Below are 23,177 nucleotides of genomic sequence, written 5' to 3' on the forward strand. Positions count from 1 at the left end.
CGGAGTTTCGGTCGCCACCCTAGCTGACGATTCTGGGACCGCTATCACCATCGGCCAGGAGCCCCGCGGAGGAGCCACGACCGCTGTCATCCGAATGTCGTAGTCGGATGGGAAAAACCACGAAATCCGGCCGTTTTCCGACGCGCAGCCGAACTGCGTAGGTTTCCCTGAGTTGTGTCGTTCCCTTGGTGGACTCAGCCACTGGTAGCCTTCCTGACGAAGGTTTATCCCCCAACCGCGCCCGAGGAACCAGATCCCATGGCACGACAGCCTCACATTTCGGTCTGCATCCCTGTCCATCAGGGAGCCCCAACCCTGGCCGACACCCTGCGTTCCGTCCTGGCCAGCCGCTGCGACGACTTCGAGGTCGTGGTCCGCGACAACGGCTCCACCGACGGAACCTCCGAGATCGTCTCCTCCTTCGACGACCCACGCATCCGTCTCCTCCGCGTCGAGGAGGCCGTGCCGTTGGCCGAGAACTGGGCGGAGACGGTGGCCGCGGCCCGCGGCGAGCTCATCAAGCTCGTCTGCGCCGACGACCTCATCCACCCGGACTGCCTCACCAGCCAGGCCCAGGTCCTCGAGGACCCCACCGTCAGCCTCGTCGCCTCCCGACGCGACTTCATCGACGCCTCCGGCGCCGCGCTGGCCCACGCGGCCGGCCTCATGCACCTCCTGGGGCGCCGCACCCTGGCGGAGGTGGCGCGGGTGACGGTGCGTTACGGCATCAACCCCGTCGGCGAACCCGCCTGCACGATGTTCCGCCGCTCCGACTTCGAGGCGATCGGCGGCTTCGACGGCTCCAGAGTCGACGACCTCGACATCGACCTGTGGCTGCGGCTGCTCACCCGCGGCGACCTCGTCGGGCAGCGCGAGAGCCTCGCCGCGTTCCGGATGTGGCCGGAATCGTTGTCGGCCCATCACACGCGGGAGCAGTGCCGGGCCCACCTGCAGTTCCTGCGGGCCGTCGCCGCCACCCCGGAACATCGGGTCCCGTCGATCGAGCGCTGGCTGTCCCCGATGACGGCGCGCCTCACCTGGCGCGCCTGGGCGGTACGTCAGTGGTACTGGGCGAAGCGTCCTGACCGGCCCGCTGCAGCCCGATGAGGGCCCGGGCGAACGGCACGAGACACACGCAGGCGAAGGCGAACCGGCCGATGTTCCAGACCCCTGACTGAGGGGCCAGCACGGACGCGACGCACAGCAGCAGCGCCCCCACCATGAGGGCCCGCACCCCGTTCGACGGGGGGATCCTCGGATGGCGTCGCTCCACCGCCACCTTCAACACCGCCGCCTGGGTCACCAGGGCGAGGAACGTCGCGAGGGCCGCCCCGTCGATCCCCAGCACCCCGATCAGCGCGAAGGTGAGCACCACCTTCACCACCACGGCCAGGGCCGACGCCCACGCCAGCGGCGTCGACCACCTCATGGTGACGAGCATCTGGCTGCTCGCCGCCGCCGCCGCGACGGGGAACGCCGCCAACCCGATGATGGCCACGACCGCGACGAGACTCTCCTGCTCGAAGGTGGCGGGGGCGAACAACGCGAGCAGGGGCGGGGCGGCGACGGTGATGCCGACCACCGCCCACGACACCAGCTGGAACACCCCGTCGCGGGAGGCGACGATGACCCGCCACCGCTCCGCCTCGTCGATGAGGCTCCGCAGCCGGGGCAGCCACGCCCTGTTGGTGAAGGTGAGGATGAGGGTGACGACGTTGCCGACGGTGAACGCCACCTGGTAGCGCGCCACCTCGGTCTCGCCGAGCAGCCGCTGGATGATGAACCGGTCGCCCGCGGTGAGCAGGAACGACGACAGCGCCGCCAGGGCGAGTGGGACACCGAGCCGCAGCCCCCGCCGCAGCGTCTCCACGTCGCCGAGCCCCCGGAAACGTGGTCGCGCCCAGCACAGGGCCAGGATCAGCGCCGACACCTGCCCGATGACCCCGCCCAGGGCGTACACCTCGGGGGTGCGCTCCCACACGAACAGCAGCCCAATCCCCAGCACCTGCCCGCCGACGGTGGACAGCAGCGAGACGATCGAGAACCGCGCCAGCCGGTCCTCCGCCTGGAGGAGCGACAGGAGCAGCATGACGGCGGCGCCGGGCGCGGTCCAGCCGAGGGTCAGCATGACCAGGGTCAGGGAACTGAACCCCAGCGCGGGTGCCCACCAGGGGGCCGTCGCGGCGGCGGCCCCGACGACGACCAGGTCGATGACGATGCCCGCCGCGATGAGGTTGCGGGATCTCGTGTTGTCGGGGTCCTCGACGCGTTGGACGAGCAGCGCCTGGTCGAGGCCCAGCACCGTGACGACGATGAGCAGCTGGTACAGCGCGATCGCGGAGGCGAGGGCCCCGAAACCGGCGACGGAGAAGGTGCGGGTGAGGATCGGGGAGACCACCGTCGCCACGATCATCTGCATCGACCAGATGACGACGTAGAGCATGCCCCGGCCGAACAGGTCGGAGGTCTGCCCCACCTTGGATTCGGAGCGGCTCAAGGCAGCGGCCAGATCTCTGCTTCGATGCGGTCCAGCACGTGCCAGGAGGCCTCGCTGAACTTCCGGGCGAACAGTGCCGGGGCGACGGTGCGGGTCCTCGCCTCCTGCAACGCGGGCAGATCCGCGAGCCCCAGCTCCACCGGGTGCGGGCTCGGCGCCTGGCCCCAGTCGATGTACCAGGCGTGGCGGCCGCGAACGTGGCTGGATCCCCAGTCGTCGATGAAGGCCGGGGAGTTGAGCAGCGTGGGGATCATCACCTCGTCGGGGATCCACGTGGTGTGGAAGTACTCGACGAGGTCCCGCCGCCGCTCCACCAGCTCGAGGAGCCGCTCGGCGTGGTGCCGGGAGAGGATCTTCAGCTGCGACCCGCCTGCGGGTCGCACCCCGCGCGGCCAGCGTCGCGGCACGAGGTTCCACACCCGCTGCCGGTCCTTGACGCGGTTGCGGAAGATGAACCGGTCGTAGCCGCCCATCGGTCCCCAGAACTTCAGCGGCAGGGGCTTCACCTGCGCCCACGACACCCCGCGCAGCCGCGACAGCCGCTCGACGATCCGCTCCACCGGGGCCAGGGGGTAGCAGGCCCCCGTCATCATGACGATGTGCTCGGCATCGGTGTGCTCCAGGGCGGCCCGGTACCCGGACAGCTCCGCCTCCACCAGCTCGAAGGTGGCCCAGTCGGAGGGGTGCCGCTGCACGTGGCGGACGCGTTCCGGCAGCCCCTCGGTGAGGGAGTCGAAGACCCGGGGCCCGACCCGCGAGTCGACGTGGAGGAACACGGGCAGCCCCGCCATGGCATCGACGATGCGGCCCAGCAGCCGGGGCTTGTCGTGGGCCAGCAGGACGACGGCGACGCTCATGTTCCCTCCCTCGGTAGCTCGAACACTGTCACACCCTCACCCTCGTGGACGACGGTGACACCCGGGGTGGCCCGCAGTTCGTCCTCGAGACGGGCCTGGTCCGCGACGAGCTGCTGACCGTAGCGTTCGTCGAACAGCCTCATGGTGTCGCTGGACAGCACGAAGCGCCGCTCGGCCCGTTCCGCCATCCAGTACTGCATGAGCAGGGCCAGGTCGGCCTTCGGGTCGTACTCGGAGCCGATCCGCGCGGGATAGATGGGGCCGTCGTACTCGGCGAGCAGGAGGTCGCGGGAGGTGTAGTACTGCTGCCTTCCCGTGATCTGGAGCGGCTCGGCCAGCTGCGAGCCGAGCGTGAAGGCCCGGTCCTCGGCCGTGATGTTGCTCTCCAGCCACTGGACGGCGGCGACGTGGTCCCGGTCGATGACCCGGGTCCGGTCCATGCCCGTGGTGCCGATGACGAACACGATCGTCAGCACCGTGATGAGCGAGTTGCGGACGGGATGCCACGGCGACAGCCAGAACCGGCGCCCCGTCTTCGGCATGTTGATCGACCCGAGGATGGCCAGCCACGGCAGGCTGAACAGCGTCACCCGGAAGATGCCCTCCGAGCCGTAGGAGGAGGCGAAGAACAGGCCGATGGGGCTGGCCGCCGCGATCGCGAGGCCCAGGGTCATGCGGTTGCGGTAGCGCAGCAGCGCCACGATCGCCGCGATCCCGATCCCGACGAGGGCCGCCGACGGCACCAGGAAGGTGATGCGGTTGACCAGGTCGGGGCTGAGCGCCGACGACGTCGGGCGCGACGGCGACCGGAAGTTCGACAGGATGTTGAACAGTTCGCCCGCGTCGACGTAGGAGGTGAGCACCCCCCGGTTCAGCAGCGCCCACACCACGGCGGGGGCCGCCAGCAGGACCGGCGTCCACCAGCCCTTGATGAACCGGGCGAACACCAGCGCCGCGCACACCAGCGCCCCGAGGAACGGGCTCAGCTGATGCGTCGGCGCGACGACGGCGGCCAGCAGCAGCGCCGCCCCGTAGCGGGACCACTTGATCCCGGTGGTGTTCCGCAGCAGGGCGATGAGGGCGAGGATGACGAAGGAGAAGCCGATCACCTGCGGGGCGTAGAAACTCGTGGTGAGGCTGGAGCCGAGGGCGAAGACGAGGGCGGCCCACCAGGAGCGTTCCTCGTCGACGAAGTACCGGGCCAGCGCCGCCACGACGAGGCAGTTGACGCCCGCCCAGGCCGCGCCGAAGAAGGCGGCGTAGCCGAGGAGGTCCGGCCAGCCCGACGCCTGCTGGACCAGGGCGCCGGAGGCGAAGAGCCCCGCGTAGGCCTGGTAGATGCCCTGGGTGCGGTCGACGCCGCCGTCACCGATGATGAGTTCGGTGATGCCGATGTGACGGGCCGCGACCTGCACCGTCGGCGTGCCGTACATGAACGCCTGGCTGATGGGGGCCAGCATCGACAGGAGCACGACGGACCAGCCGAGGCCCCGCGTGTGGGCGAAGGCCAGGCACACCGCGACCACCACGGCCGCCAGGCCGACGAACCAGAGTGGTCCCGCCGCGATGGCGGCCCCGAGGGGCGCCGGGTCCTGCCGGTGCGCGACGGCGGCGAGGACGGCGAGGAGGAACCCGCCCGTGGCGAGACCGACGGGACCGAGCAGCGCCTTCGCGGCGCGCCCGACCCATTTCGGGTCGACCGTACGGTCCTCCTTGCGGGCCGTCCACACCGCCAGGCCGGACGAGGCCAGCAGGATCAGGGCCGCGATGAGGCGGGGATGCCACAGGTGGAGCAGGGCGAACGGCAGGCTCACCCCGATGAGGACGGCGCCGCTGCCGACCAGCCACGCCAGGGCCAGGTCGACGCCACGGAACCGGACGGCCAGCCCGGCGGCGAGCCCCGGCACGCTGTGCAGCGCCAGCGTCACGATGAGCCCCAGGAAACCACCGTTCGGCCCGATGAGGGTGATGAGGGCCGCCAGGACCCCGAGGCCGGCGACCACCATCGCCAGCCAGAACCGGTTGACCCGCATCTCGTCGCCCCCCGTGGGGTTCGAGATGGCCTCCGGGTGCATCTCCGGTTCCGGCTCCTCCAGCGCTCGCAGCGGCGTACCGGGGGCCTTGTCCAGCCGGTCGGCCCTCGGCCCCGGTCGCGTGCCGATGGGCCCCGCCAACCTGGTGCGTCGGGTCACGTGACCCCGTTTGCCTCGACTCATGACCGCATTCCCTCCGCCACCGCGTCGTCCAGTCCGATGAGACGGCCCGCCACCTGCGGCAGGTCCGCCCGCAGCTCCTCCGCCAGGTCAGGCAGCATGAGGAGCACCTCGTCGGGATCGGCCGCCACCAGATCGGCGGGGCTGACGACGAGGATACGTGAGCCGGGAAGACACCTTCCCTGTTTCGCACGGGCGGCATCCCCCACCGCCCGGATGACGTCGGCGCTGTCCCCCATCATCGCCAACTCCGCAACCGCCTTCGACGCGGCCGGGTAGGCGTACAGCCGGGTCCCGGCGGCGCGTCGCGACTCCAGGAACCGCCGCAGCCCCGTGGTGGTCCGCTCGACGGCCTCGACGAGCGGCCGCAGCCCGGCCGGGGTGTTGAGGCCCGTCTCGGCGTCGAGGGCGGCGAGCAGTCCCGCGTCGGGTGTGCCGCCGGCGCGGGCCAGCAGGACGGCCACCCCGCCGTAGAGGGGGTAGCGCAGCACGGAGAACGCGCCCAGCCCGATCGACCCCAGGGCCGCCGACAACCACGACAGGGAGAAGTAGCCGGGATGCCCGTGACGGACCGTCGTCCACTGCCCGGTCCGCACGATGTCGCCGAGCGGCTGGATGAGGAACACGGCCAGGCCGCCGTCGGCGAGCGCCGCGGCCCGGCGGTCGAGGGCGGCGCGGAGGTCGTCGTCGTGCATGAGTCCGAAGTTGTCCACCACCAGGTCCGCCGGGGCGTTCGTCTCCTCCAACCCCAGGTGCGGCAGCCAGCTGCCGCCGTGCGGGGACGCGAACTCGTGGACGGTGCGGCGCCCGGCCAGGTGGCCCAGCCGCGCGAGATCGGCGACGGCCTGCCGTGCCTGCGCCGTCACGGCCTCCGGTTCCGGCACCGGCAGCTCCGGGCCGGACGTGTCGTCCTGGTCCAGCTGCACCAGGCCGCAGCCGTGGCACAGGCTGAGCGCCAGCGGGTGCGACGGGTCGGGGGTCGGGTCCGAGGGCTCGGGCCAGTGCCGGACCGAGGGCTGTCGCCCCAGGTCCAGCACGATCTCCGTGTCGGCTCCGCGGCACATCCTGCACCACGTGGAGCCCCGCTCCCCGATCACGCGGCGCCGCGCAGGTCGTCATCGAGGCGGGCGCCCTCCCGGAGGGCACGGATCCTGGCCAGGCGCACGAACTCGCGTTCGAAGCGTTCCCTGGTCATCCCGTGCTCGCGGTAGGCGCGGGCCAGCTCCCTGGCCCCGTCGGTCACGCTCCGGTGGACCGTCACCTGGGGCAGGAGCCGCCGCAGCAGCGAGAAGTCCACCCGGTAGGAGCGGGGGTCGTTGCCGGTGCTGCCCGTGATCCGCACGCTCGCCCCGGTCTCCTCCGCCACCACCTGCGCGATCTCCGCGACCGTGACGTTGTTGGCCTCGCAGCCCACGTTGATCCGCGCCCCGCGCACCTCGGCGGCGGGGGCGACGAGGGCGGCGGTGAACACGTCGGCGATGTCCGCCGCGTGGACGAGCGGACGCCAGGGGGTCCCGTCGGAGAGCACCAGCACCTCGCCCGTCAGCAGGGCGTGACCGACGAGGTTGTTGAGCACGATGTCCGTGCGCAGCCTCGGCGAGAAGCCGAACGCGGTGGCGTTGCGCAGCGACACCGGGCAGAAGTCGTCGTCGGCGAGGCCGTCGAGCTCCCGCTCCACCCTCACCTTGCTCACCGCGTAGGGGGTGACGGGGGCCAGCTCCGCGTCCTCCCCCACCAGCCGGTCGCCGGCCGCGCCGTAGACGCTGCACGTCGACGAGTACAGGAACCGCCCCACCCCGGCCCGCTTCGCCTCGGTCGCGAGCCTCACGCTCGCCGCGTGGTTGATGTCGTGGGTGATCTCGGGCGCGAGATCACCGAGGGGATCGTTCGACAACGCCGCCAGGTGGATCACCGCGTCGAACCCGGCGAGGTCGTCGGCGGTGACGTCGCGGATGTCCTTCCGCAGCGTCGGCGGGTCCTTCGGCGTCGGCCCCAGCACGCAGTCAGCGAACCACCCGATGTCCAACCCGACGACCTCATGACCGGCCCGTTCGAGGACGGGGGCCATGACGGTGCCGAGGTAACCCTGGTGACCGGTGAGGAGGACTTTCATGCTGGGGCTCCAATCTGGACGAGGGTCTTGGGGACGACGAAGGCCTCGGCGTAGCGCTCATTGCACTGCACCCCACGCACCCGCATCAGCGAGGTGAACGCCTCCGCGTCGAACCAGGGATGGTCCGCCTGGCTGGGGTAGCTCCGGGTGATGACGTCCACCTTCACCCGCGCCACCCGTTCCGGCACCGGCACGAAGGTGGCCATCACCGGCAGGTCGGACTCATACTTGGCGATCTCGTACCCCCACACCGGCTGCCGCCGGAACACCTGGCCGAGCAACTCGGCCACCAGTGCGTGATCCTGGTGTGCGTCCCCCGGCTGGGGACCGATCACCAGGTCCGGTTCCCCCGTCGCGCGCAGCCCCACCACCTGCGCCTTGGCCTCCCCCCAGTGGGCGGGGAGCCGATTGTCCGGCAACCCCGCGACGACGACGTCGAGGTCCGCGCCGACGCACAGCTCCCGCAACGCGGCCCGTTCCTCCAGCTCCCGGCACGTTCCGGCCCCCGTCAGCACGAGAGCGGAGACCCTGAGTCCCGGATGGGTCTCGCACAGCAACCGGACGGTGGCGCCCGCCCCGATCGTGATGTCGTCGCAGTGCGCCCCGACGAGGGCGAGGTGACGGATGGCGGGGAGAATCATCGGCCGACCTCCCGGTTCCCGAGCCACGGGGCGTTGCCGCGGGCCCACTCCTCGTCGAGGGCCGCCCGGTCCTTGAACGTGTCGACGGGCGCCCAGAAACCGTCGTGGAGGTGTGCGACGGCCCGACCGGCCGCCGAGACGCGGGCGAACGCGTCGAGCAGGTCCTCGCCACGGCTGAGATGGGCGAGGAACGGGGGCCGCAGGATGAGATAGCCGCCGTTGATCCGGATCTGGACGTCGTCGGCCTCCCGCAGGCGCTGGATCCTGCCGTCGGGGGCGTGCTCGATGACGTGGAACGACGCCCTCGGCCTGACCGCCAGCATCATCGCCAAAGCCTGGGGGCGGGCGGTCATCCGCGCCACCATCTGGTCGAGGTCGACGTCGCACAGCACGTCGGAGTAGTTGACGAAGAACAGCTGCTCGTCCCCGATGAAATGGCGCACCAGCCACAGCCGCTGGCCGATGGTGGTCTCCACCCCGGTGTCGATGTAGCGGATCCGCCACTCGGCCATCTCCTCGTGGCTGGCGCGGACCTCCTCGACCGCGTGCATCACCTGCCGGGCCGCGTAGCCGAGGCACAGCACGAACTCGGTGTGCCCGTATCGGGCGTAGTGGTTCATGACGTGCACCACCAGCGGCAGCTCCCCGACGAGCTGCAGCGGCTTGGGCAGGCCGTCGCCGTCCCAGCCGCGCATCCGCATGCCGTGGCCACCGCAGAACAGCACGACCTTCATCGCGCCACCACCTCCTCGACCTCCAGGCGGGGCACCGGGAACACCAGCCGGGTTCCCGGACGCAGCGTCGCGGACAGCTGGTCGGTGATCTCGCGGCGCAGGTTCCATGGCAGCACCAGCACCTCGTCGGGTGCGTCGGCGACGAGGTGCTCCGGGGAGACCACGGGGATCCGGGAGCCCGGCGCGTACCGGCCGTGCTTGAAGGTGTTGCGGTCCGCGCCGTACGCGACGAGGTCGGGGCGGATGCCGCAGTAGTTGAGCAGCGTGTTGCCCTTGCCCGGCATCCCGTAGGCGACGACCCGCCGTCCCGCCCGTCTGGCCTCGATGAGGTGGGCCACAAGATCGTCGCGGATGCGGGAGACCCGCTCCCCCAGCCCGAGGTACCCCTCAGGGGAGTCCAGACCGGCGACCCGCTCCAGCGCCTCGACCTCCGCCACCCCGGGCCGCTCCTCGACGTCGGAGTCCTCGGGGACCGCCCACAGCCGGATGGAGCCGCCGTGGGTGGGGATCCGTTCCACGTCGATGAGCCGCAGCCCGCCCCGGGCCAGCGCGCCCCGGGCGGCGAGCACCGTCCAGTACTGGAAGTGCTCGTGGTAGATGGTGTCGAACTGGGCCTGGGTGATGAGCGACCAGGCGTGGTGGACCTCGATGGAGACGAATCCGTCACGGGCCACCAGCCCTGCCAGCGCCCGTGTGAACCCGAGGATGTCCGGGATGTGGGCCCACACGTTGTTCGCGACGACCAGCCGGGCGGGACCGTGCTCCGCCCGCACCCGGGCCGCGACCTCCTCGTCGAGAAAGGCACGCAGCATCGGCACCCCCTTGGTGCGGGCGGCCTCGCTGCAGTTGGCGCTCGGCTCGATGCCGAGGCACGGCAGCCCCTGCGCGACGACGTGCTGCAGCAGGTAGCCGTCGTTCGCGGCGACCTCCACCACCAGGTCCTCACCGCCGAGGGCGAGCCGATCGACGGCGTCGACGACGAAGCGTCGCGCGTGCTCCACCCACGACGTCGAGAAGGACGAGTAGTAGGCGTAGTCGCCGCCGAAGGTCTCCTCCGGGGTGATGAGCGCCGGGATCTGCAGCAGCAGGCAGGCGGGGCAGAGCCTCAGGTGGAGCGGGTAGGTCGGCTCGGGCAGATCGAGTTGTTCCTCGGTGAGGAAGGACTCGCAGGGCGGGCTGGCTCCGAGGTCGAGCACGGAGATCAGGTCTGACCCGCCACACAGTCGGCAGGTGGGGTTCACGACGTCCCTTCTGGCACGACGGCGACGTAGGCGTCGCGGTTGCGCCGGATCGCGATGAGACCCACGGCATAGCCGAGGCAGGTGGCAAGGAGCGCGGAGACGATGGCGAACGCGCCGCCCAGGCCTCGGAATCCGGTGCGGGGAATCGACGCCAGTTCTCGCAACACACCCTTCGGCAGGATGCGGGTGGTGTAGCTGAGCTCGGAGGAGAGCGCGCGTTCCCGGGAGGTGCGTTCCGTGACGGCGGCCTTCGAGATCCCCTCCGCGTAGGAGCGACGCCACAGGTAGTTCCAGCGGAGCCGGTCGGGGCTGACGCTGTGCCTGACGACGCTGCGGGGCTCGAACAGGATCCGTCCCCCGGGGCGGGCGGCGACGGCGCGGATGCACAGTTCCGTCTCCTCGCAGCCATAGGGGACCTTCCCGACCCGGCCGAGATCCTCGCCGAAGAGCCCGGCGACGGCGAAGACCTCCGACCGGAAGGCCATGGAGCAGCCCATCACGTTGCGGATGGGGGCGAGGGTGGTCGGCATGCCCCGGTAGGAGCAGCCGACGACCCAGTCGAGTTCACCGCGCTGCCCGCGGGCGGCGGGCAGGGAGACGGGACGCTCCCCTCCCGCCGGCCAGCGCGGGGAGGCGGCTCCTCCCGTGACCATGACGGAGTCGTCGTCGAACGGGGCCAGGAGCGTCTCGAGCCAACCGGGCTCCGGGGTGGCGTCGTCATCGAGGAACACCACCAGGTCGGTGTCCAGGGTCTCGATGACGGTGTTCCTGGCACCTGACAGGCCACGGCGACGAGCGTTCGCCACGACCTGCACCAAGGGGTCCTCCAACTCGGAGGCCCTGGCGAACAACTCGTCGTTGTGGTCGACCACGAGCAGCACCTTGCCGTCGCGCCCGGAGGCCCGCAACTGCGCGGCAGCGGCGCTGACCCCGTCGGTGATGTCGGCCCAGCGTTCGAGGGTGTAGGCACAGACCACGATGGTCACGCTGTGGTTCATGCCCTCGACCTCAGGCGGCCAGTCGGGTGGTGTCGAGCTCCCAGTCCCGGGTGCGCAGTCGGCACTCGGGCGAGTGGTGCCGGGCAGGGGCGGTGACGAGCCGGGCCGGCTTGGCGCGGCCGCCACGGTGGGTCTCGACGGCGATGGTGCGCAGCACCCGCTGCCCGTCGGCGAAGGTGCGGAGGTTGCTCTCACCGTGGATGCGATCCAGCTCGTAGCTGGGCACCTCGGTGACGGCGAGTCCTGCCTGGGCGACCCGCACGGCGACGAGGGTCTCGATCTCGAAACCGTCACCCCACACGCCCTGACCATTGAGCGGAACGGGACGGTTGGGGTCGGGCAGGTTCAACGCCGGCATGATGTCGCGCCAGAAGGCGTTGTAGCCGTAGCAGAGATCGGTGAAGTGGGTGCCGAGGAGCGTGTTGCTGATCCGGTTGAGCCAGCGGTTGCCGGTGGAGCGCAGGCGGGTGAGGTCGACGGAGCCGCCCCCGGCCAGGTAGCGGGATCCCTTGGCGAAGTCCGCGCCGTCGACGAGGGCCTGGACGAAGGAGTGGATCTCGCAGGGGTCGGCGGAGCCGTCGGCGTCGAGGGTGACGACGATGTCCCCCGTCGCCGCATGCATGCCGCAGACGAGAGCGTTGCCCTTGCCCTTGCGGGTCTGCTGGACGACGGTCACGTTGTTGAGCAAGTCGCGGGCGACGGCCACGGTGCCGTCGGTGGAGTTGGCGTCGACGAGAACCACCTCGTGGACGTCGGGTAGATCGGGAATGAGAACCTCAAGGTTCCGTGCCTCATTCTTGGTGGGAATGACGACGGAAACCCTCGGGCTGCTGGTGCGGTGTGTCATGGCCGGAGCCCCCCTGACCTTTCCAAGTGCGCAGGAGAAATGCGCGAGTTGACGAAAGTGTGATGGGAGCAAGCTAGACCACCGGAGGGGTCAAAATCGCGCTGGCAACCAAACGGATGACGCCGCCATGCCGGAGTGAAACCCCAAGCAGACCCTAACTTTCGCAGGTTCTCCTTCGTTGCACGACGACCTCGGCCCGGCCGGAATCGAGCCACCCGGCGAGGCGACGGCTTGACAAATCCGGCAGGACCATGCTCAAACCAGCCGTTCGGTGGACAGCCTCTCCCCGACAGGGGTGCCGCCTAGAATTCGGGCCATGAGACTCATCCTGATCCGGCACGGCGAGACCCGGAGCAATGTCGAACACCTCCTCGACACCGCCTTCCCCGGGGCCCCACTGAACGAGACCGGGCTCGCCCAGGCGCAGACGCTGCCCGAACGGCTGGCACACGAGCCCATCGAGGCCGTCTACGCCTCCACCCTGACCCGCGCGCAGCAGACCGCCGCCCCGCTCGCCGAGGCCCGGGGCCTGGAGGTCGAGGTGATCGACGGGGTGCAGGAGATCAGCGCCGGGGTGGAGGAGCTCAACCCGGACTGGACCACCTACATCGCCGAGCTCAACTCATGGAGCCCGACGAATGCCGACTCCAAGCTCGAGGGCGGCGAGACCGCCCGGGAGTTCATGACCCGGTTCACCCGGGCCGTCGCAGCGGTGGAGGGCCGGGGCCGCGCCTGCGCCGCGATCGTGAGCCACGGCGCGGCCCTGCGGGTGTGGGGACTCGCCCAGCAGCCGGAGTTCGGCATGGAGAACGCCCCGCCACTGGCCAACACCGCCTGGATCGTCCTCAACGGCTCCACCCGCGACGGCTGGACCATCGAGGACTGGGGTCAGCAGGGCCGCTGACCCCCGCGGGAACCCGGCCATTTTCCTGATGGGAACCCGGCCATTTTCCTGATAGGAACCCGGCCATTTTCCTGATAGCGGGTACCCTCAAGGCATGACCTACCGCCGTCGCATCATCGACGACACGCTCGACGACCTGTTCCCCCACCTGGCCGCCATCGCGTTGGAGGGCGCCAAGGGCGTTGGCAAGACAGCGACCGCGGGACAGCGCGCACAGACGGTGTTCTCCTTGAATCGCTCGGAACAACGCGACCTCCTCCTCGCCGACCTCGACTCCCTGACCCGCGCCCCCCGCCCCGTCTTCGTGGACGAGTGGCAGTTGGTACCGGAGACCTGGGATCGCGTCCGCAGCGCGGTCGACGAGGACCCATCAGGTGGCCGCTTCCTACTCGCAGGCTCAGCCGGGGTCGCACCACAGGCGCGCATTCACTCGGGCGCCGGAAGGATCGTTCGACTCCTGCTGCGCCCGTTGTCCCTGGCCGAGAGACAGCTGACCGAACCAACGGTCTCCTTGAAGGCCCTGCTGACCGATCCAGCCACGGACATCACCGGGCACACCCCAGTCAACCTTCCCATCTACGTCGACGAGATTCTCTCCTCGGGGTTCCCCGGGATCCGCCCGCTACCGGAACGCGCCCGAGCCGCCCAACTCGACAGCTACATCGCACGAATCGTCGACCGAGAACTCCCTGACAACGGCGTTGTGGTTCGGAAACCAGCGACCCTGACGGCCTGGCTCGCGGCATACGCCGCTGCAACCTCGACCGATGCCACGTACACCGCGATCCTCGACGCAGCCACTCCGGGCGAGAGCGACAAACCCTCACGATCCACCGTCGACAGCTATCGGGACCATCTCACGAGGTTGTTCATACTCGACCCGGTACCTGCCTGGATCCCGGTGTTCAATCCGCTCGCCCGGCTGACACGGACTCCCAAGCACCAGTTGGTCGACCCAGCTCTGGCCGCCCGCTTGGTGGGTGTGGACCGGGAGGCCCTGCTCCAGGGCACGGGCGGCGGGGTCGGCAAAGCCACTGGCACCTGGCTGGGCTCACTTTTCGAGTCCTTGGCCACACAGAGTCTTCGGATCTATGCCGAGGCCGTCGACGCACGGATCGGGCACCTGCGCACCAAGGACACGGCCCGCGAGATCGATCTCATCATCGAGGGACAGGACAGGCGCGTGGTTGCCATCGAGGTGAAGCTCGCGAGCAGCGTGAGCGACAACGATGTCCGGCATCTCAACTGGCTGCGGTCACAGCTCGGCGACCGGCTGGTCAATCGAGTGGTGGTGACCACTGGCCCTTACGCCTATCGTCGACCGGACGGCGTGGTCGTGGCCCCCTTGGCGCTCCTGGGACCCTGACCGGGGGTGACGCGTCGGAGGATGTCGTCGGGCACGGGGTAGGGCTTCTCGGGCGGCAGGAGCCGTTTGGCCTGCGCCGCGCGACCCGACTGGACGAGGTCGGCGATCCGACGTGCCCGCTCCGTGAGGTCGGTGATCCCGACGATCCAGTCGTCGACGAGGGTGCGGATGAGGTGACGACTGACGCCGACCTGGATGCTGTAGTGGTTGAGGGCGGCGCCCCGCAGGGACCGTTCGGGATCCCACTGGACGTGGACCTCGGCCGCCGCCAGGCGGTCCGGGTGGGCGTCGGTCAGCACCGCCCTCGAAAGGGCCTCCTCCCATCCGCTGCGGGTGATCCGAACCGCCAGGATCCGTTCCTGGCCGGATTTCCGCCCCCAGTTGCTGCGGTGCATGAGCCAGAGGAACGACGGCTTGATCCAGGTCATCCGGTGGAAGCTGAACGGGGCGACGAACCTGCCGGCCCTGAGCGCCGCGTCGGCGATCGCCGGGGAGTAGGCCTGATACATGACGATGGAGTCGCGGTCGTGGTCGGCGCGCACCTCGTAGAGCCCGTTCATCTCACCCTCCCAACATTTTCCGTCACTGCGACACAATACACGCGCCCGCCCCGCCGGTCGACCCCACGCATCCACGAACGCCCCACTCCTTCGGACGAAGAAGCCCCTAATGGTTGGACCATTCATCCGCCGCGGTCCCCGTAACCGCACCCCGCGATGAGGTCCCGACGTCGCTGGGCTAGGGTTGAGCCATTGGGACCCGGTGTCGCGGAGCGCCCTCCGGGGCTCGTCACACCAAGATGGATGGAGAGCGATGAGCGCAGAAGAACCGAGTGCGGCTGATCTCAGCCTGGCCGCCGACTTCGCCACCCCCACGCTCGAGGCGTGGGAGAAGGAGGTGCTGAAGGTCCTCAACCGGAAGCGCCCCGAGGGCAAGGAGTTGAGCATCGAGCAGGCGTACAAACGGCTGACCAGCACCACCGTCGATGGCCTTGTCATCAAGCCCCTCTACACGGTTGATGACGGGGTCGAGGAGATCGGCTACCCGGGCGTCGCGCCCTACACGCGCGGCACGACCGTCCGCACGGGTGAGATGGACGAGGGATGGTTCATCGCCCAGCTCGTCGAGGACCCCGACCCGGCCGCGGCACGCAGGGCCATCGACGAGGACCTCGAACGCGGCACCTCCGCCGTGTGGGTCCGCGTCGACCCCGACGCCGTTCCCGCCGAGAAGCTGCCCGATGTCCTCGGCGACGTCCTGTTCGACCTCGCCCCCGTCCACGTCTCGTCCAACACCGACGAACTCGCCGCGGCCGAGGCCCTGGTGAAGGTACTGGCGACCTCCGGCAAGGACAACATCCGCGGCACCCTCGGCATCGATCCGATCGGCTTCGCCGCCCTCAACGGCGGCCTGCCCGATCAGTCGGTGGTTGCCAGGGCCGTGGAGCTCGCGAAGCCCTTCCCCGGGCTGCGTCCCCTCGTGGTGGACGCCTCCCGCTACGACTCGATGGGGGCCGGCGACGTCCAGCAGCTCGCCTACGCGCTGGCGACCGGCGTCGAGTACGTCCGGGCGCTGACCGAGACCGGCCTCACCGTGGACGAGGCCTTCGACAACATCGCATTCCGCGTCTCGGCGAACACCGACCAGTTCATCACCATCGCCCGGCTCCGGGCCCTGCGCACCCTGTGGTCGCGTGTCGGTGAGGTGCTCGGCGTCGCCCCGGAGCATCGTGGCGCCGTCCAGCACGCGGTCACCTCACTGCGGGAGATCTCCCGCGACGACGCCTACGTCAACGTGCTCCGCGGCACCATCTCCGCCTTCGCCGCCTCCGTCGGCCAGGCCGAGACCATCACGGTGCTGCCCCTCGACGCGGCGATCGGCCTGCCGAACGACCTCAGCCGCCGGATCGCCCGCAACACGCAGATCCTGCTCGCGGAGGAGTCGAACATCGGCCGGGTCAACGACCCCGCGGGCGGAGCCTGGTACGTCGAGTCCATGACGCAGCAGCTGTCGGAGAAGGCCTGGGAGCTGTTCGGCCAGCTCGACGAGGCGGGCATGGCCAAGGCCGTCGCCGACGGCACCGTCGCCCAGCAGCTCGCCGCGACGAACGAGGCCCGAGCGCAGCTGCTCGCCACCCGCAAGCTGCCGCTGACCGGCGTCTCGATGTTCCCGAACCACACGGAGGAGGCCCTGGAGCGCACCCCGCGTCCCGAGGCCCCGAAGCTGGGCGGGATCCCGCTGGTGCGCGACTCCGAGGTCTTCGAGGCGCTGCGTGACCGCTCAGCGGCCGCGTCGAAGCGCCCGACGGTGCTGCTGGCCTGCCTCGGCACCCGCCGCGACTTCGGCGGCCGCGAGGGCTTCACCTCGAACCTGTACCACGTCGGCGGCATCGACACCGTCATCGCGGAGGGCACCGACCCGCAGGTCTTCGTGGACGCCCTCAAGCAGGCCGACACATCGATCGCGGTGCTGTGCTCCAGCGCCAAGGTGTACGCGGAGCACGGACTCACCGTGGCGAGGGCACTCAAGGAGGCGGGAGCCGCCGAGGTCCGCGTCGCCGGCCAGTTCAAGGAGCTGGGTGCCGACGAGGCCGCAATCAAGGAGGTCGTGGACGGCAACGTCTTCGACGGCATGAACGTGGTGGAACTCCTGACCGCCACCCTGGACAAGCTGGAGGCCTGAGCGATGACCACCATTCCCCGTTTCAACGAGGTCCCGCTGGGCGGTGAGGGCATCCCCGCCGATGCCAGGACCCAGTTCGACGACCACTTCCACCACGTCGGCCACTCCGCCGGGTGGCAGACCCCCGAGCACATCCTCGTGCCGCCGCTGTACGGCTCCGAGGACCTGGCGGGCCTGGACTTCCTGCAGACCCGACCGGGCATCGCGCCGTTCCTGCGCGGCCCCTACGCCACGATGTACGTCAACCAGCCGTGGACCATCCGCCAGTACGCGGGCTTCTCCACCGCTGAGGAGTCGAACGCCTTCTACCGTCGCAACCTCGCAGCCGGTCAGAAGGGCCTGTCCATCGCCTTCGATCTGGCCACCCACCGCGGCTACGACTCGGATCACCCGCGGGTCAGCGGTGACGTCGGCATGGCCGGTGTGGCCGTCGACTCGATCCTCGACATGCGACAGCTCTTCGACGGCATCCCGCTCGACCAGATGTCGGTGTCGATGACCATGAACGGCGCGGTGCTGCCGGTGCTGGCTCTCTACGTCGTCGCGGCGGAGGAGCAGGGGGTCAAGCCCGAGCAGCTGGCCGGGACCATCCAGAACGACATCCTCAAGGAGTTCATGGTCCGCAACACCTACATCTACCCGCCGCAGCCGTCGATGAAGATCATCGCCGACATCTTCGCCTACACCAGCGCGAACATGCCCCGGTTCAACTCGATCTCCATCTCCGGCTACCACATGCAGGAGGCCGGGGCGACGGCGGACATCGAGATGGCCTACACGCTGGCCGACGGCGTGGAGTACATCCGGGCGGGCGAGTCCGTCGGGCTCACCGTCGACGCCTTCGCGCCACGGCTGTCGTTCTTCTGGGCCATCGGCATGAACTTCTTCATGGAGGTCGCGAAGATGCGCGCCGCCCGCATGCTGTGGGCGCGTCTCGTGCGTGGTTTCGACCCGAAGAACCCGAAGTCGATGAGCCTGCGAACCCACTCGCAGACCTCCGGCTGGTCGCTGACCGCGCAGGACGTCTACAACAACGTCGTGCGGACCTGCATCGAGGCCATGGGCGCCACCCAGGGCCACACGCAGTCGCTGCACACGAACGCCCTCGACGAGGCCATCGCGCTGCCGACGGACTTCTCCGCCCGCATCGCCCGCAACACCCAGCTGTTCATCCAGCAGGAGTCGGGGACGACGAAGACGGTGGATCCGTGGGCCGGGTCGGCGTACGTGGAGAAGCTCACCGAGCAGCTCGCCCGCAAGGCGTGGGAGCGGATCCAGGAGGTCGAGCAGGCCGGCGGCATGGCGAAGGCCATCGAGCAGGGCATCCCGAAGATGCGCATCGAGGAGGCCGCGGCCCGCACCCAGGCCCGCATCGACTCCGGCCGTCAGCCCGTCATCGGTGTCAACAAGTTCCAGCTGGAGCACGAGGACGAGCTGGAGGTCCTCAAGGTCGACAACCGCGCGGTGCGTGCGTCGCAGATCGCGAAGCTGGAGCGGCTGCGTGCCGAGCGCGACGAGGCCGTCACCCAGGAGATGCTGGAGCGGGTGTCGTGGGCGGCCGCCAACCCCGATCCGACCGATCCGGACCGGAACCTGCTGAAGGTGTCGATCGACGCGGCCCGCGCGAAGGCCTCCGTCGGCGAGATCTCCGATGCCCTGGAGAAGGTCTTCGGGCGCTACACCGCCCAGATCCGTACCATCTCTGGTGTGTACAACAAGGAATCCGGTAGCTCCGAGAGCGTGAAGCGGGCCCGGGAGCTCGTCGAGGCCTTCGAGAAGGAGGAGGGGCGTCGTCCCCGCATCCTCATCGCGAAGATGGGCCAGGACGGCCACGACCGAGGCCAGAAGGTCATCGCGACGGCCTACGCCGACCTCGGCATGGACGTCGACGTCGGCCCCCTGTTCCAGACCCCGGAGGAGGTCGCGCGGCAGGCCGTCGAGTCCGACGTCCATGTCGTGGGCGCCTCCTCGCTGGCGGCCGGTCACCTCACCCTGGTGCCCGAGCTGCGTCGTGAGCTGGACAAGCTCGGCCGCGAGGACATCATGGTGGTCGTGGGCGGGGTCATCCCGAGCCAGGACTTCCAGGAGCTCCGGGAGAACGGCGCCGACGCGATCTACCCGCCCGGCACCAACATCCCGGAGGCGGCGATCGACCTCCTCGAGGTCCTCAACAAGCGCCTGCAGAACGCCTGATCCGTTCACTCAGGTCGACGAGGGTGGGTCCCATCGGGGCCCACCCTCTCTCGTTCCCGTCGGCTTCTCCCCCATCCTCCGGGTCCGGTCACCCCAGCAGTGGCACGTCCAGGTCGTAGGCCAGGACGATCGCCCGTGCCAGGGCGACCTCCTGCGTGGCGGTGAGGACTCCGATGGTCCGGCCCAGCAGTGCGGTCGAGACGGTGACGACGTTGTCGAGGTCATCCTCGGCGCCCTGCTCCCGCAGTATGACTGCGTCCCGTTCGGCGCTGCGACGCCGCATCTCCCGCTCCAGGGTGCGGGTCACCAAGGCGGCACGACTGGGGACGTCACCCGAGGCCACCGCCTGGTCGAGAAAGGCCACCATGTCCTCGGGGAGACGAAGCGCGATCTGAACGGACACACTCCGTGTACACCGTTTCGAATCCCGCGATGGGATGCATTCACTCCAGCCATTCGAGGGCGATCTCGATGACCTCCATCAGGTTGAGCGGGCCGCACGTGGCCAGGAGGGAGAGGTTCCCGCGATCATCCTCCTGCACCCAGATCCGGTACCAGTGGTCGTCGTCATCGTCGCGGTCGAGACTGATCTCCCGCCCCACCTCCAGCTTCGCCGACGTGCCCGTCAGTTCGATCTCGAGGCTCCAGCCCGGATTGTCCAAGGTTTCGATGCTGATGCCGTAGCCGTGCTCCCATTCGCCGTCGCACTGGTCCAGGTACCACTGCTGGAGCCGAGCCAGCTCACTCATCGGCCCTCCCGGTGGAAGACGTCGGCGGCCGCGACATCGTCCTCATGGTAGATCCGCTGCTCCCAGCGGCCCGGGCCGCAGGCCGTCACGAGTTCCTCCCACGTCCACTCCACCGAGTCGAGACCGTCCTCGCCGCCGGAGAGCAGGGAGACGACGGTCCCCTCGGGGCCCTCCCGACGCCACACCGCCACTCCCCCGGTGAGGGCGAGGGTGGTCGGCGGCGCCGCCCCCTCCGGGTCCGGGGTCATGCTGCACATCCACCGGTCCACCGTCCCCTCGGTGGCCTCCTCCAGCCGAATCTCGACAACGACGAGCATGTCCTGGTCCCAGCGGATGACCTCGGGGACCGCGGCCCAGCCGGGACGGAGCCCCGGGAAGCGCGGATCGGGTCCGGTGACGGAGTTCATGCACCCATTGTGACGGCACGGAAAAGGACCGTGGGTCCAGGAGTGCTCCTGGACCCACGGCCTCGTTGTGCGGTCAGCGACCGGTCTTCGGCAGACCCGGCTTCACCGACGGCATCACCGGCTTGGTCGGCGTCGCAGGCTTGCTCGGGGCAGGCGCGCTTGGAGCCGGGGCGCTGGGCGCCGGAACGCTCGGAGCGGGCGAGCTCGGAGCCGGGGCGCTGGGCGCCGGAACGCTCGGGGCAGGCGAGCTCGGAGCCGGGGTGCTGGGCGCCGGAACGCTCGGGGCAGGCGTACTCGGGGTCTCCACCTTCACCAGGCCGCCGTCCAGGGTCGGATCATCGGCCTTGTCGGCTCCCAGTTCGTTGCGACCCTCGAGCGGGGCGATGAACTCGATGGTCCCGAGGGTGGCCTTGGCGGCGTCCCGGACCACATCGGAGTCCTTGGCATCGGCGGCGTTCGAGTCAGCGTCCTTGACGGTCCACTCGTGTCCCTCCGGGGCCTCGAGGATCAGCTTGTACCCGGCACCGGCCGCGAGGTCCTTGAACCCGTAGTATCCCTTCGCATCGGTCACGGTCTCGCCGACAGTCTTGCCCTGCTCGTCGACCAGCATCACCTTGACGCCGGGAACCGGGGACTCGCCGTCGTCCTGCTTACCGTCACGGTTGGCATCGAGCCACACGAAGTCGCCGATGGAGACGAGGTTGCGGGTGTAGGTGTTGGTGGCAACGATCTCGATGTCCACGTTGGCGGAGACGACCACCGTCTGGGGCGCAGCCGGGGTCAACCGGTGTCCCGCCACCTCGGTCCCGTCCAGCTTCTCGGTCACGGTGCACTCAGTGCCGCTGGGGAACTCGGGGGACTCCACGGGGGTGCCGTTGGCAGGGACCTTGAGGTCACCCTCGGTGGCAGCAGGGTCCTTGCAGACGTAGTGGAAGGTGAACTCGGCGGGAGCCGTGGCTCCACCGTCGAGCCCCTCGACCTTCTTGATGATGGAGAACGTGCCGACCGGGGCCTTCTTCAGACGGTTGGTCAGGTCGACGGACGTGACCTCACCCTTGCCCAGGGTCAGCGTGGAGACCTCCTGATCCTTGACGGTGAAGGTGAAGCTCTCCCAGAGGTAGCCCTCCGGGGCGGCAGCGGGGTTCTCGACCTCGGCCAGCTTCACGACGGTTCCTGCCGGGAAGGGCTTGCCCGCCGTCGGGCCGGTGAAGGTGACCTTCTCCCCCACCTTCGCGGTCAGGGTGACCTCACCGCCGGTCTTCGCCGCATTCACGGTGCCGGGGGCCTGCCACCCGGGGTAGGAGGTCACGGTCTGCTGGGCGCCGCCCACCGTGGGGAGCTGGTAGGAGGCCTTGACCGTGAACTCGGTCCCCTGCGCGATGAGGGAGGAGCCGGGGCCACCCACGTATTTCGTGACGGCGAAGGAGGCGAAGGCCGGGTCCATCCTCACCTCAGCGGTGAAGGCGGCGGCGAAGGAACGCGAGTACTTCGCGGAGACGTCAGCGTCGTCGTAGGTGAGGACGTTCTCGTACTTGAAGCCGGGCTTCAGCTTGCCCCCATCGACCGGGAGACCCTTGTAGGCGAGCACGTAGTTGGCATCCGCCTCGAACGGCCCGGTGATGGCGAGCTTGGCGACCTGACCGTCGGGGCCCTCCGGCCCGGGCTTCACCGAGAGGGTCCAGGTGCCCTTGTCGGACTTGGTGGGCACGCCGTCGCCGGAGGCCAGCGGCACGTCGGGGGCGTCGGTGTCCGTGGCCCTGGAATCAGCGAAGAAGAGCTTCCAGTCGGCGGGGTCCCCGAACTTCAGCCCCGAACCGATGGTGTCGGTGAACTCCAGGGTCTGCTCCCGACCGTCGAAGGTCAGGGCCTTTCCGGCCTGCTTGGCCCGGAAGGCCAGCGAGTGGCTGGAGGCCTCACTCGTCGACAGGCCGATCACGAAGCTGATCTCGGTGCTGGCGGAGCCGATGCCCCTGGCACCCTTGGCGAAGTGCGCGGGCACGAACTCATAGGGCTTCTTCGGCTTGGCCGCCCCGATGCCTCCCTCACCCGGCAGGTCGAGGTTCATCACCTCCGGCTGCCCGCTGAAACGGAACGGGAGTTCCTCCGATGTGGTGGTGGCCTGTGCCCTGAGCTGGATGCCGATGCTTCCGGAGAAGTTCTCGAAGGCACCACCCTGGCCGACGAGCTTCGCGGCCTCCTCGGTGAAGGTACAGGTGAAGCTTGAGGTCTCGATGGCACAGCTTCCGACGACCGTCTCAGGGGTTCCGTCGCCGTCGAGATCGACCGTGAGCTCGGGGGTGCCGAGCCCGCCCGCCGTGGTCTGGAGGGAGCGGAGCTCCTTGGGCAGCGTCACGGTGAAGGAGTCGCCACCGTTGAGCGGGGCCCCCTTCGGCAGTGCCCAGGAGACGCCGAAACGGACGCGGTCATTGCCGTCGTCCAGGGTGAGGTTGGAGCCGTCGGTGACGGGGTTGCCGGAGGCGTCGATCTTGGTCAGCGACGCGTCGGAGAACTGGATGTGGGGGTTGTCGGCGGCCTGGGCCGGGAGCGCGACACCCGCGAGTGAAACCGCTGCGGCTCCCAGGATGACGGCCGCCCTGGCGACCATCCTCCTCACACCGCGCGCATGAGAGATCAATCTCATTGAGAGACCTTCCGAGTCGGGGATGGCCTGGCCACTCGTCAGGTGCGGGCACGCCGAAAGCCACCGTCGTGATGACCGAAAGTTACCTGACCTC

20 protein-coding genes are annotated in these 23,177 nt (G+C 69.6%); 5 read left to right on the top strand and 15 right to left on the bottom strand.

From position 1 onward, the window contains the following. Window positions 1–258: 258 nt before the first annotated feature. A complete protein-coding gene (locus EII35_RS10235; protein WP_125228370.1) occupies window positions 259–1,107 on the top strand; it encodes a glycosyltransferase family 2 protein in 849 nt (282 codons plus the stop codon). Here EII35_RS10235 and EII35_RS10240 read toward each other — a convergent pair. From EII35_RS10240 to EII35_RS10285, 10 genes are read right to left on the bottom strand one after another with little or no spacing between them, the layout of a single operon-like run. After that, window positions 1,034–2,497, bottom strand: coding sequence for a lipopolysaccharide biosynthesis protein (locus EII35_RS10240; RefSeq protein ID WP_260465096.1), 1,464 nt, complete (start codon window positions 2,495–2,497; stop codon window positions 1,034–1,036). The two genes, EII35_RS10235 and EII35_RS10240, sit on opposite strands and share 74 nt — an antisense overlap. Further along, window positions 2,494–3,354 carry a beta-1,6-N-acetylglucosaminyltransferase gene (locus EII35_RS10245; protein WP_125228371.1) on the bottom strand — a complete coding sequence of 287 codons (861 nt, stop codon included), beginning with the start codon at window positions 3,352–3,354 and terminating at the stop codon, window positions 2,494–2,496. The genes EII35_RS10240 and EII35_RS10245 overlap by 4 nt, the downstream gene beginning before the upstream one ends. Continuing rightward, window positions 3,351–5,570, bottom strand: a complete 2,220-nt coding sequence (locus EII35_RS10250; RefSeq protein ID WP_125228372.1) for a hypothetical protein — start codon at window positions 5,568–5,570, stop codon at window positions 3,351–3,353. The genes EII35_RS10245 and EII35_RS10250 overlap by 4 nt, the downstream gene beginning before the upstream one ends. Then, on the bottom strand, window positions 5,567–6,631 hold the full coding sequence (locus tag EII35_RS10255) for a transferase (protein ID WP_125228373.1): 1,065 nt from the start codon (window positions 6,629–6,631) through the stop codon (window positions 5,567–5,569). The genes EII35_RS10250 and EII35_RS10255 overlap by 4 nt, the downstream gene beginning before the upstream one ends. Before the next feature lie 29 nt (window positions 6,632–6,660). Continuing rightward, window positions 6,661–7,680 (bottom strand): NAD-dependent epimerase/dehydratase family protein, encoded by a 1,020-nt coding sequence (locus tag EII35_RS10260; protein WP_125228374.1) that lies wholly within the window; start codon window positions 7,678–7,680, stop codon window positions 6,661–6,663. Next, window positions 7,677–8,321 carry a PIG-L deacetylase family protein gene (locus EII35_RS10265; RefSeq protein ID WP_125228375.1) on the bottom strand — a complete coding sequence of 215 codons (645 nt, stop codon included), beginning with the start codon at window positions 8,319–8,321 and terminating at the stop codon, window positions 7,677–7,679. The genes EII35_RS10260 and EII35_RS10265 overlap by 4 nt, the downstream gene beginning before the upstream one ends. Beyond that, a complete protein-coding gene (locus EII35_RS10270; RefSeq protein ID WP_125228376.1) occupies window positions 8,318–9,055 on the bottom strand; it encodes a sugar phosphate nucleotidyltransferase in 738 nt (245 codons plus the stop codon). Before EII35_RS10270 ends, EII35_RS10265 begins: the two co-directional genes overlap by 4 nt. Next, window positions 9,052–10,296 (bottom strand): class I SAM-dependent methyltransferase, encoded by a 1,245-nt coding sequence (locus EII35_RS10275; protein WP_125228377.1) that lies wholly within the window; start codon window positions 10,294–10,296, stop codon window positions 9,052–9,054. The genes EII35_RS10270 and EII35_RS10275 overlap by 4 nt, the downstream gene beginning before the upstream one ends. After that, entirely contained in the window at window positions 10,293–11,294 is a 1,002-nt protein-coding gene (locus EII35_RS10280; protein WP_125228378.1) for a glycosyltransferase family 2 protein, read from the bottom strand. The genes EII35_RS10275 and EII35_RS10280 overlap by 4 nt, the downstream gene beginning before the upstream one ends. 10 nt (window positions 11,295–11,304) lie before the next feature. Beyond that, window positions 11,305–12,141: a glycosyltransferase family 2 protein gene (locus EII35_RS10285; RefSeq protein ID WP_125228379.1), complete on the bottom strand. Its 837-nt coding sequence runs from the start codon at window positions 12,139–12,141 to the stop codon at window positions 11,305–11,307. Between the two features lie 316 nt (window positions 12,142–12,457). On the opposite strand from EII35_RS10285, the gene EII35_RS10290 reads away from it, so the two are divergent. Next, window positions 12,458–13,045, top strand: coding sequence for a histidine phosphatase family protein (locus EII35_RS10290; RefSeq protein ID WP_125228380.1), 588 nt, complete (start codon window positions 12,458–12,460; stop codon window positions 13,043–13,045). A gap of 94 nt (window positions 13,046–13,139) precedes the next feature. Then, the gene (locus EII35_RS10295; protein WP_125228381.1) at window positions 13,140–14,411 is read left to right on the top strand and encodes an ATP-binding protein; all 1,272 of its coding nucleotides are present in this window, start codon (window positions 13,140–13,142) and stop codon (window positions 14,409–14,411) included. On the opposite strand, the gene EII35_RS10300 is transcribed toward EII35_RS10295, so the two are convergent. Next, window positions 14,357–14,971, bottom strand: a complete 615-nt coding sequence (locus EII35_RS10300) for a DUF4291 domain-containing protein (protein WP_125228382.1) — start codon at window positions 14,969–14,971, stop codon at window positions 14,357–14,359. The genes EII35_RS10295 and EII35_RS10300 overlap by 55 nt on opposite strands. A gap of 253 nt (window positions 14,972–15,224) precedes the next feature. Here EII35_RS10300 and mutA point away from each other — a divergent pair, with 253 nt between their 5' ends. Together mutA and scpA are read left to right on the top strand one after the other, a co-directional pair. After that, complete coding sequence (gene mutA / locus EII35_RS10305) at window positions 15,225–17,093, top strand: methylmalonyl-CoA mutase small subunit (RefSeq protein WP_125228383.1); 1,869 nt, start codon at window positions 15,225–15,227, stop codon at window positions 17,091–17,093. Window positions 17,094–17,096: 3 nt separating this feature from the next. Then, the gene (gene scpA / locus EII35_RS10310) at window positions 17,097–19,286 is read left to right on the top strand and encodes a methylmalonyl-CoA mutase (RefSeq protein WP_125228384.1); all 2,190 of its coding nucleotides are present in this window, start codon (window positions 17,097–17,099) and stop codon (window positions 19,284–19,286) included. Window positions 19,287–19,374: 88 nt separating this feature from the next. On the opposite strand, the gene EII35_RS16640 is transcribed toward scpA, so the two are convergent. From EII35_RS16640 to EII35_RS10330, 4 genes are all read right to left on the bottom strand, one after another. Beyond that, entirely contained in the window at window positions 19,375–19,689 is a 315-nt protein-coding gene (locus EII35_RS16640) for a hypothetical protein (RefSeq protein WP_125228385.1), read from the bottom strand. A gap of 40 nt (window positions 19,690–19,729) precedes the next feature. Next, window positions 19,730–20,035 carry an Imm53 family immunity protein gene (locus EII35_RS10320; RefSeq protein WP_125228386.1) on the bottom strand — a complete coding sequence of 102 codons (306 nt, stop codon included), beginning with the start codon at window positions 20,033–20,035 and terminating at the stop codon, window positions 19,730–19,732. Further along, window positions 20,032–20,442: a hypothetical protein gene (locus tag EII35_RS10325; RefSeq protein ID WP_125228387.1), complete on the bottom strand. Its 411-nt coding sequence runs from the start codon at window positions 20,440–20,442 to the stop codon at window positions 20,032–20,034. The genes EII35_RS10320 and EII35_RS10325 overlap by 4 nt, the downstream gene beginning before the upstream one ends. A 73-nt stretch (window positions 20,443–20,515) precedes the next feature. Beyond that, complete coding sequence (locus tag EII35_RS10330) at window positions 20,516–23,083, bottom strand: DUF7926 domain-containing protein (protein ID WP_125228388.1); 2,568 nt, start codon at window positions 23,081–23,083, stop codon at window positions 20,516–20,518. Between the last annotated feature and the right edge of the window lie 94 nt (window positions 23,084–23,177).

The organism is Arachnia propionica, from assembly GCF_003932785.1.
In the GTDB taxonomy this organism is placed as follows: Bacteria; Actinomycetota; Actinomycetes; order Propionibacteriales; family Propionibacteriaceae; genus Arachnia; species Arachnia propionica_B.

Coding starts and splice junctions, on each gene's coding strand:
- EII35_RS10300 (WP_125228382.1), bottom strand. CDS start 14,971: ATGAACGGGCTCTACGAGGTGCGCGCCGACCACGACCGCGACTCCATC.
- scpA (WP_125228384.1), top strand. CDS start 17,097: ATGACCACCATTCCCCGTTTCAACGAGGTCCCGCTGGGCGGTGAGGGC.
- EII35_RS10260 (WP_125228374.1), bottom strand. CDS start 7,680: ATGAAAGTCCTCCTCACCGGTCACCAGGGTTACCTCGGCACCGTCATG.
- EII35_RS10245 (WP_125228371.1), bottom strand. CDS start 3,354: ATGAGCGTCGCCGTCGTCCTGCTGGCCCACGACAAGCCCCGGCTGCTG.
- EII35_RS10250 (WP_125228372.1), bottom strand. CDS start 5,570: ATGAGTCGAGGCAAACGGGGTCACGTGACCCGACGCACCAGGTTGGCG.
- EII35_RS10325 (WP_125228387.1), bottom strand. CDS start 20,442: ATGAACTCCGTCACCGGACCCGATCCGCGCTTCCCGGGGCTCCGTCCC.
- EII35_RS10290 (WP_125228380.1), top strand. CDS start 12,458: ATGAGACTCATCCTGATCCGGCACGGCGAGACCCGGAGCAATGTCGAA.
- EII35_RS10265 (WP_125228375.1), bottom strand. CDS start 8,321: ATGATTCTCCCCGCCATCCGTCACCTCGCCCTCGTCGGGGCGCACTGC.
- EII35_RS10235 (WP_125228370.1), top strand. CDS start 259: ATGGCACGACAGCCTCACATTTCGGTCTGCATCCCTGTCCATCAGGGA.
- EII35_RS10320 (WP_125228386.1), bottom strand. CDS start 20,035: ATGAGTGAGCTGGCTCGGCTCCAGCAGTGGTACCTGGACCAGTGCGAC.
- EII35_RS10270 (WP_125228376.1), bottom strand. CDS start 9,055: ATGAAGGTCGTGCTGTTCTGCGGTGGCCACGGCATGCGGATGCGCGGC.
- EII35_RS10280 (WP_125228378.1), bottom strand. CDS start 11,294: ATGAACCACAGCGTGACCATCGTGGTCTGTGCCTACACCCTCGAACGC.
- mutA (WP_125228383.1), top strand. CDS start 15,225: ATGAGCGCAGAAGAACCGAGTGCGGCTGATCTCAGCCTGGCCGCCGAC.
- EII35_RS10295 (WP_125228381.1), top strand. CDS start 13,140: ATGACCTACCGCCGTCGCATCATCGACGACACGCTCGACGACCTGTTC.
- EII35_RS10285 (WP_125228379.1), bottom strand. CDS start 12,141: ATGACACACCGCACCAGCAGCCCGAGGGTTTCCGTCGTCATTCCCACC.
- EII35_RS10330 (WP_125228388.1), bottom strand. CDS start 23,083: ATGAGATTGATCTCTCATGCGCGCGGTGTGAGGAGGATGGTCGCCAGG.
- EII35_RS10255 (WP_125228373.1), bottom strand. CDS start 6,631: ATGTGCCGCGGAGCCGACACGGAGATCGTGCTGGACCTGGGGCGACAG.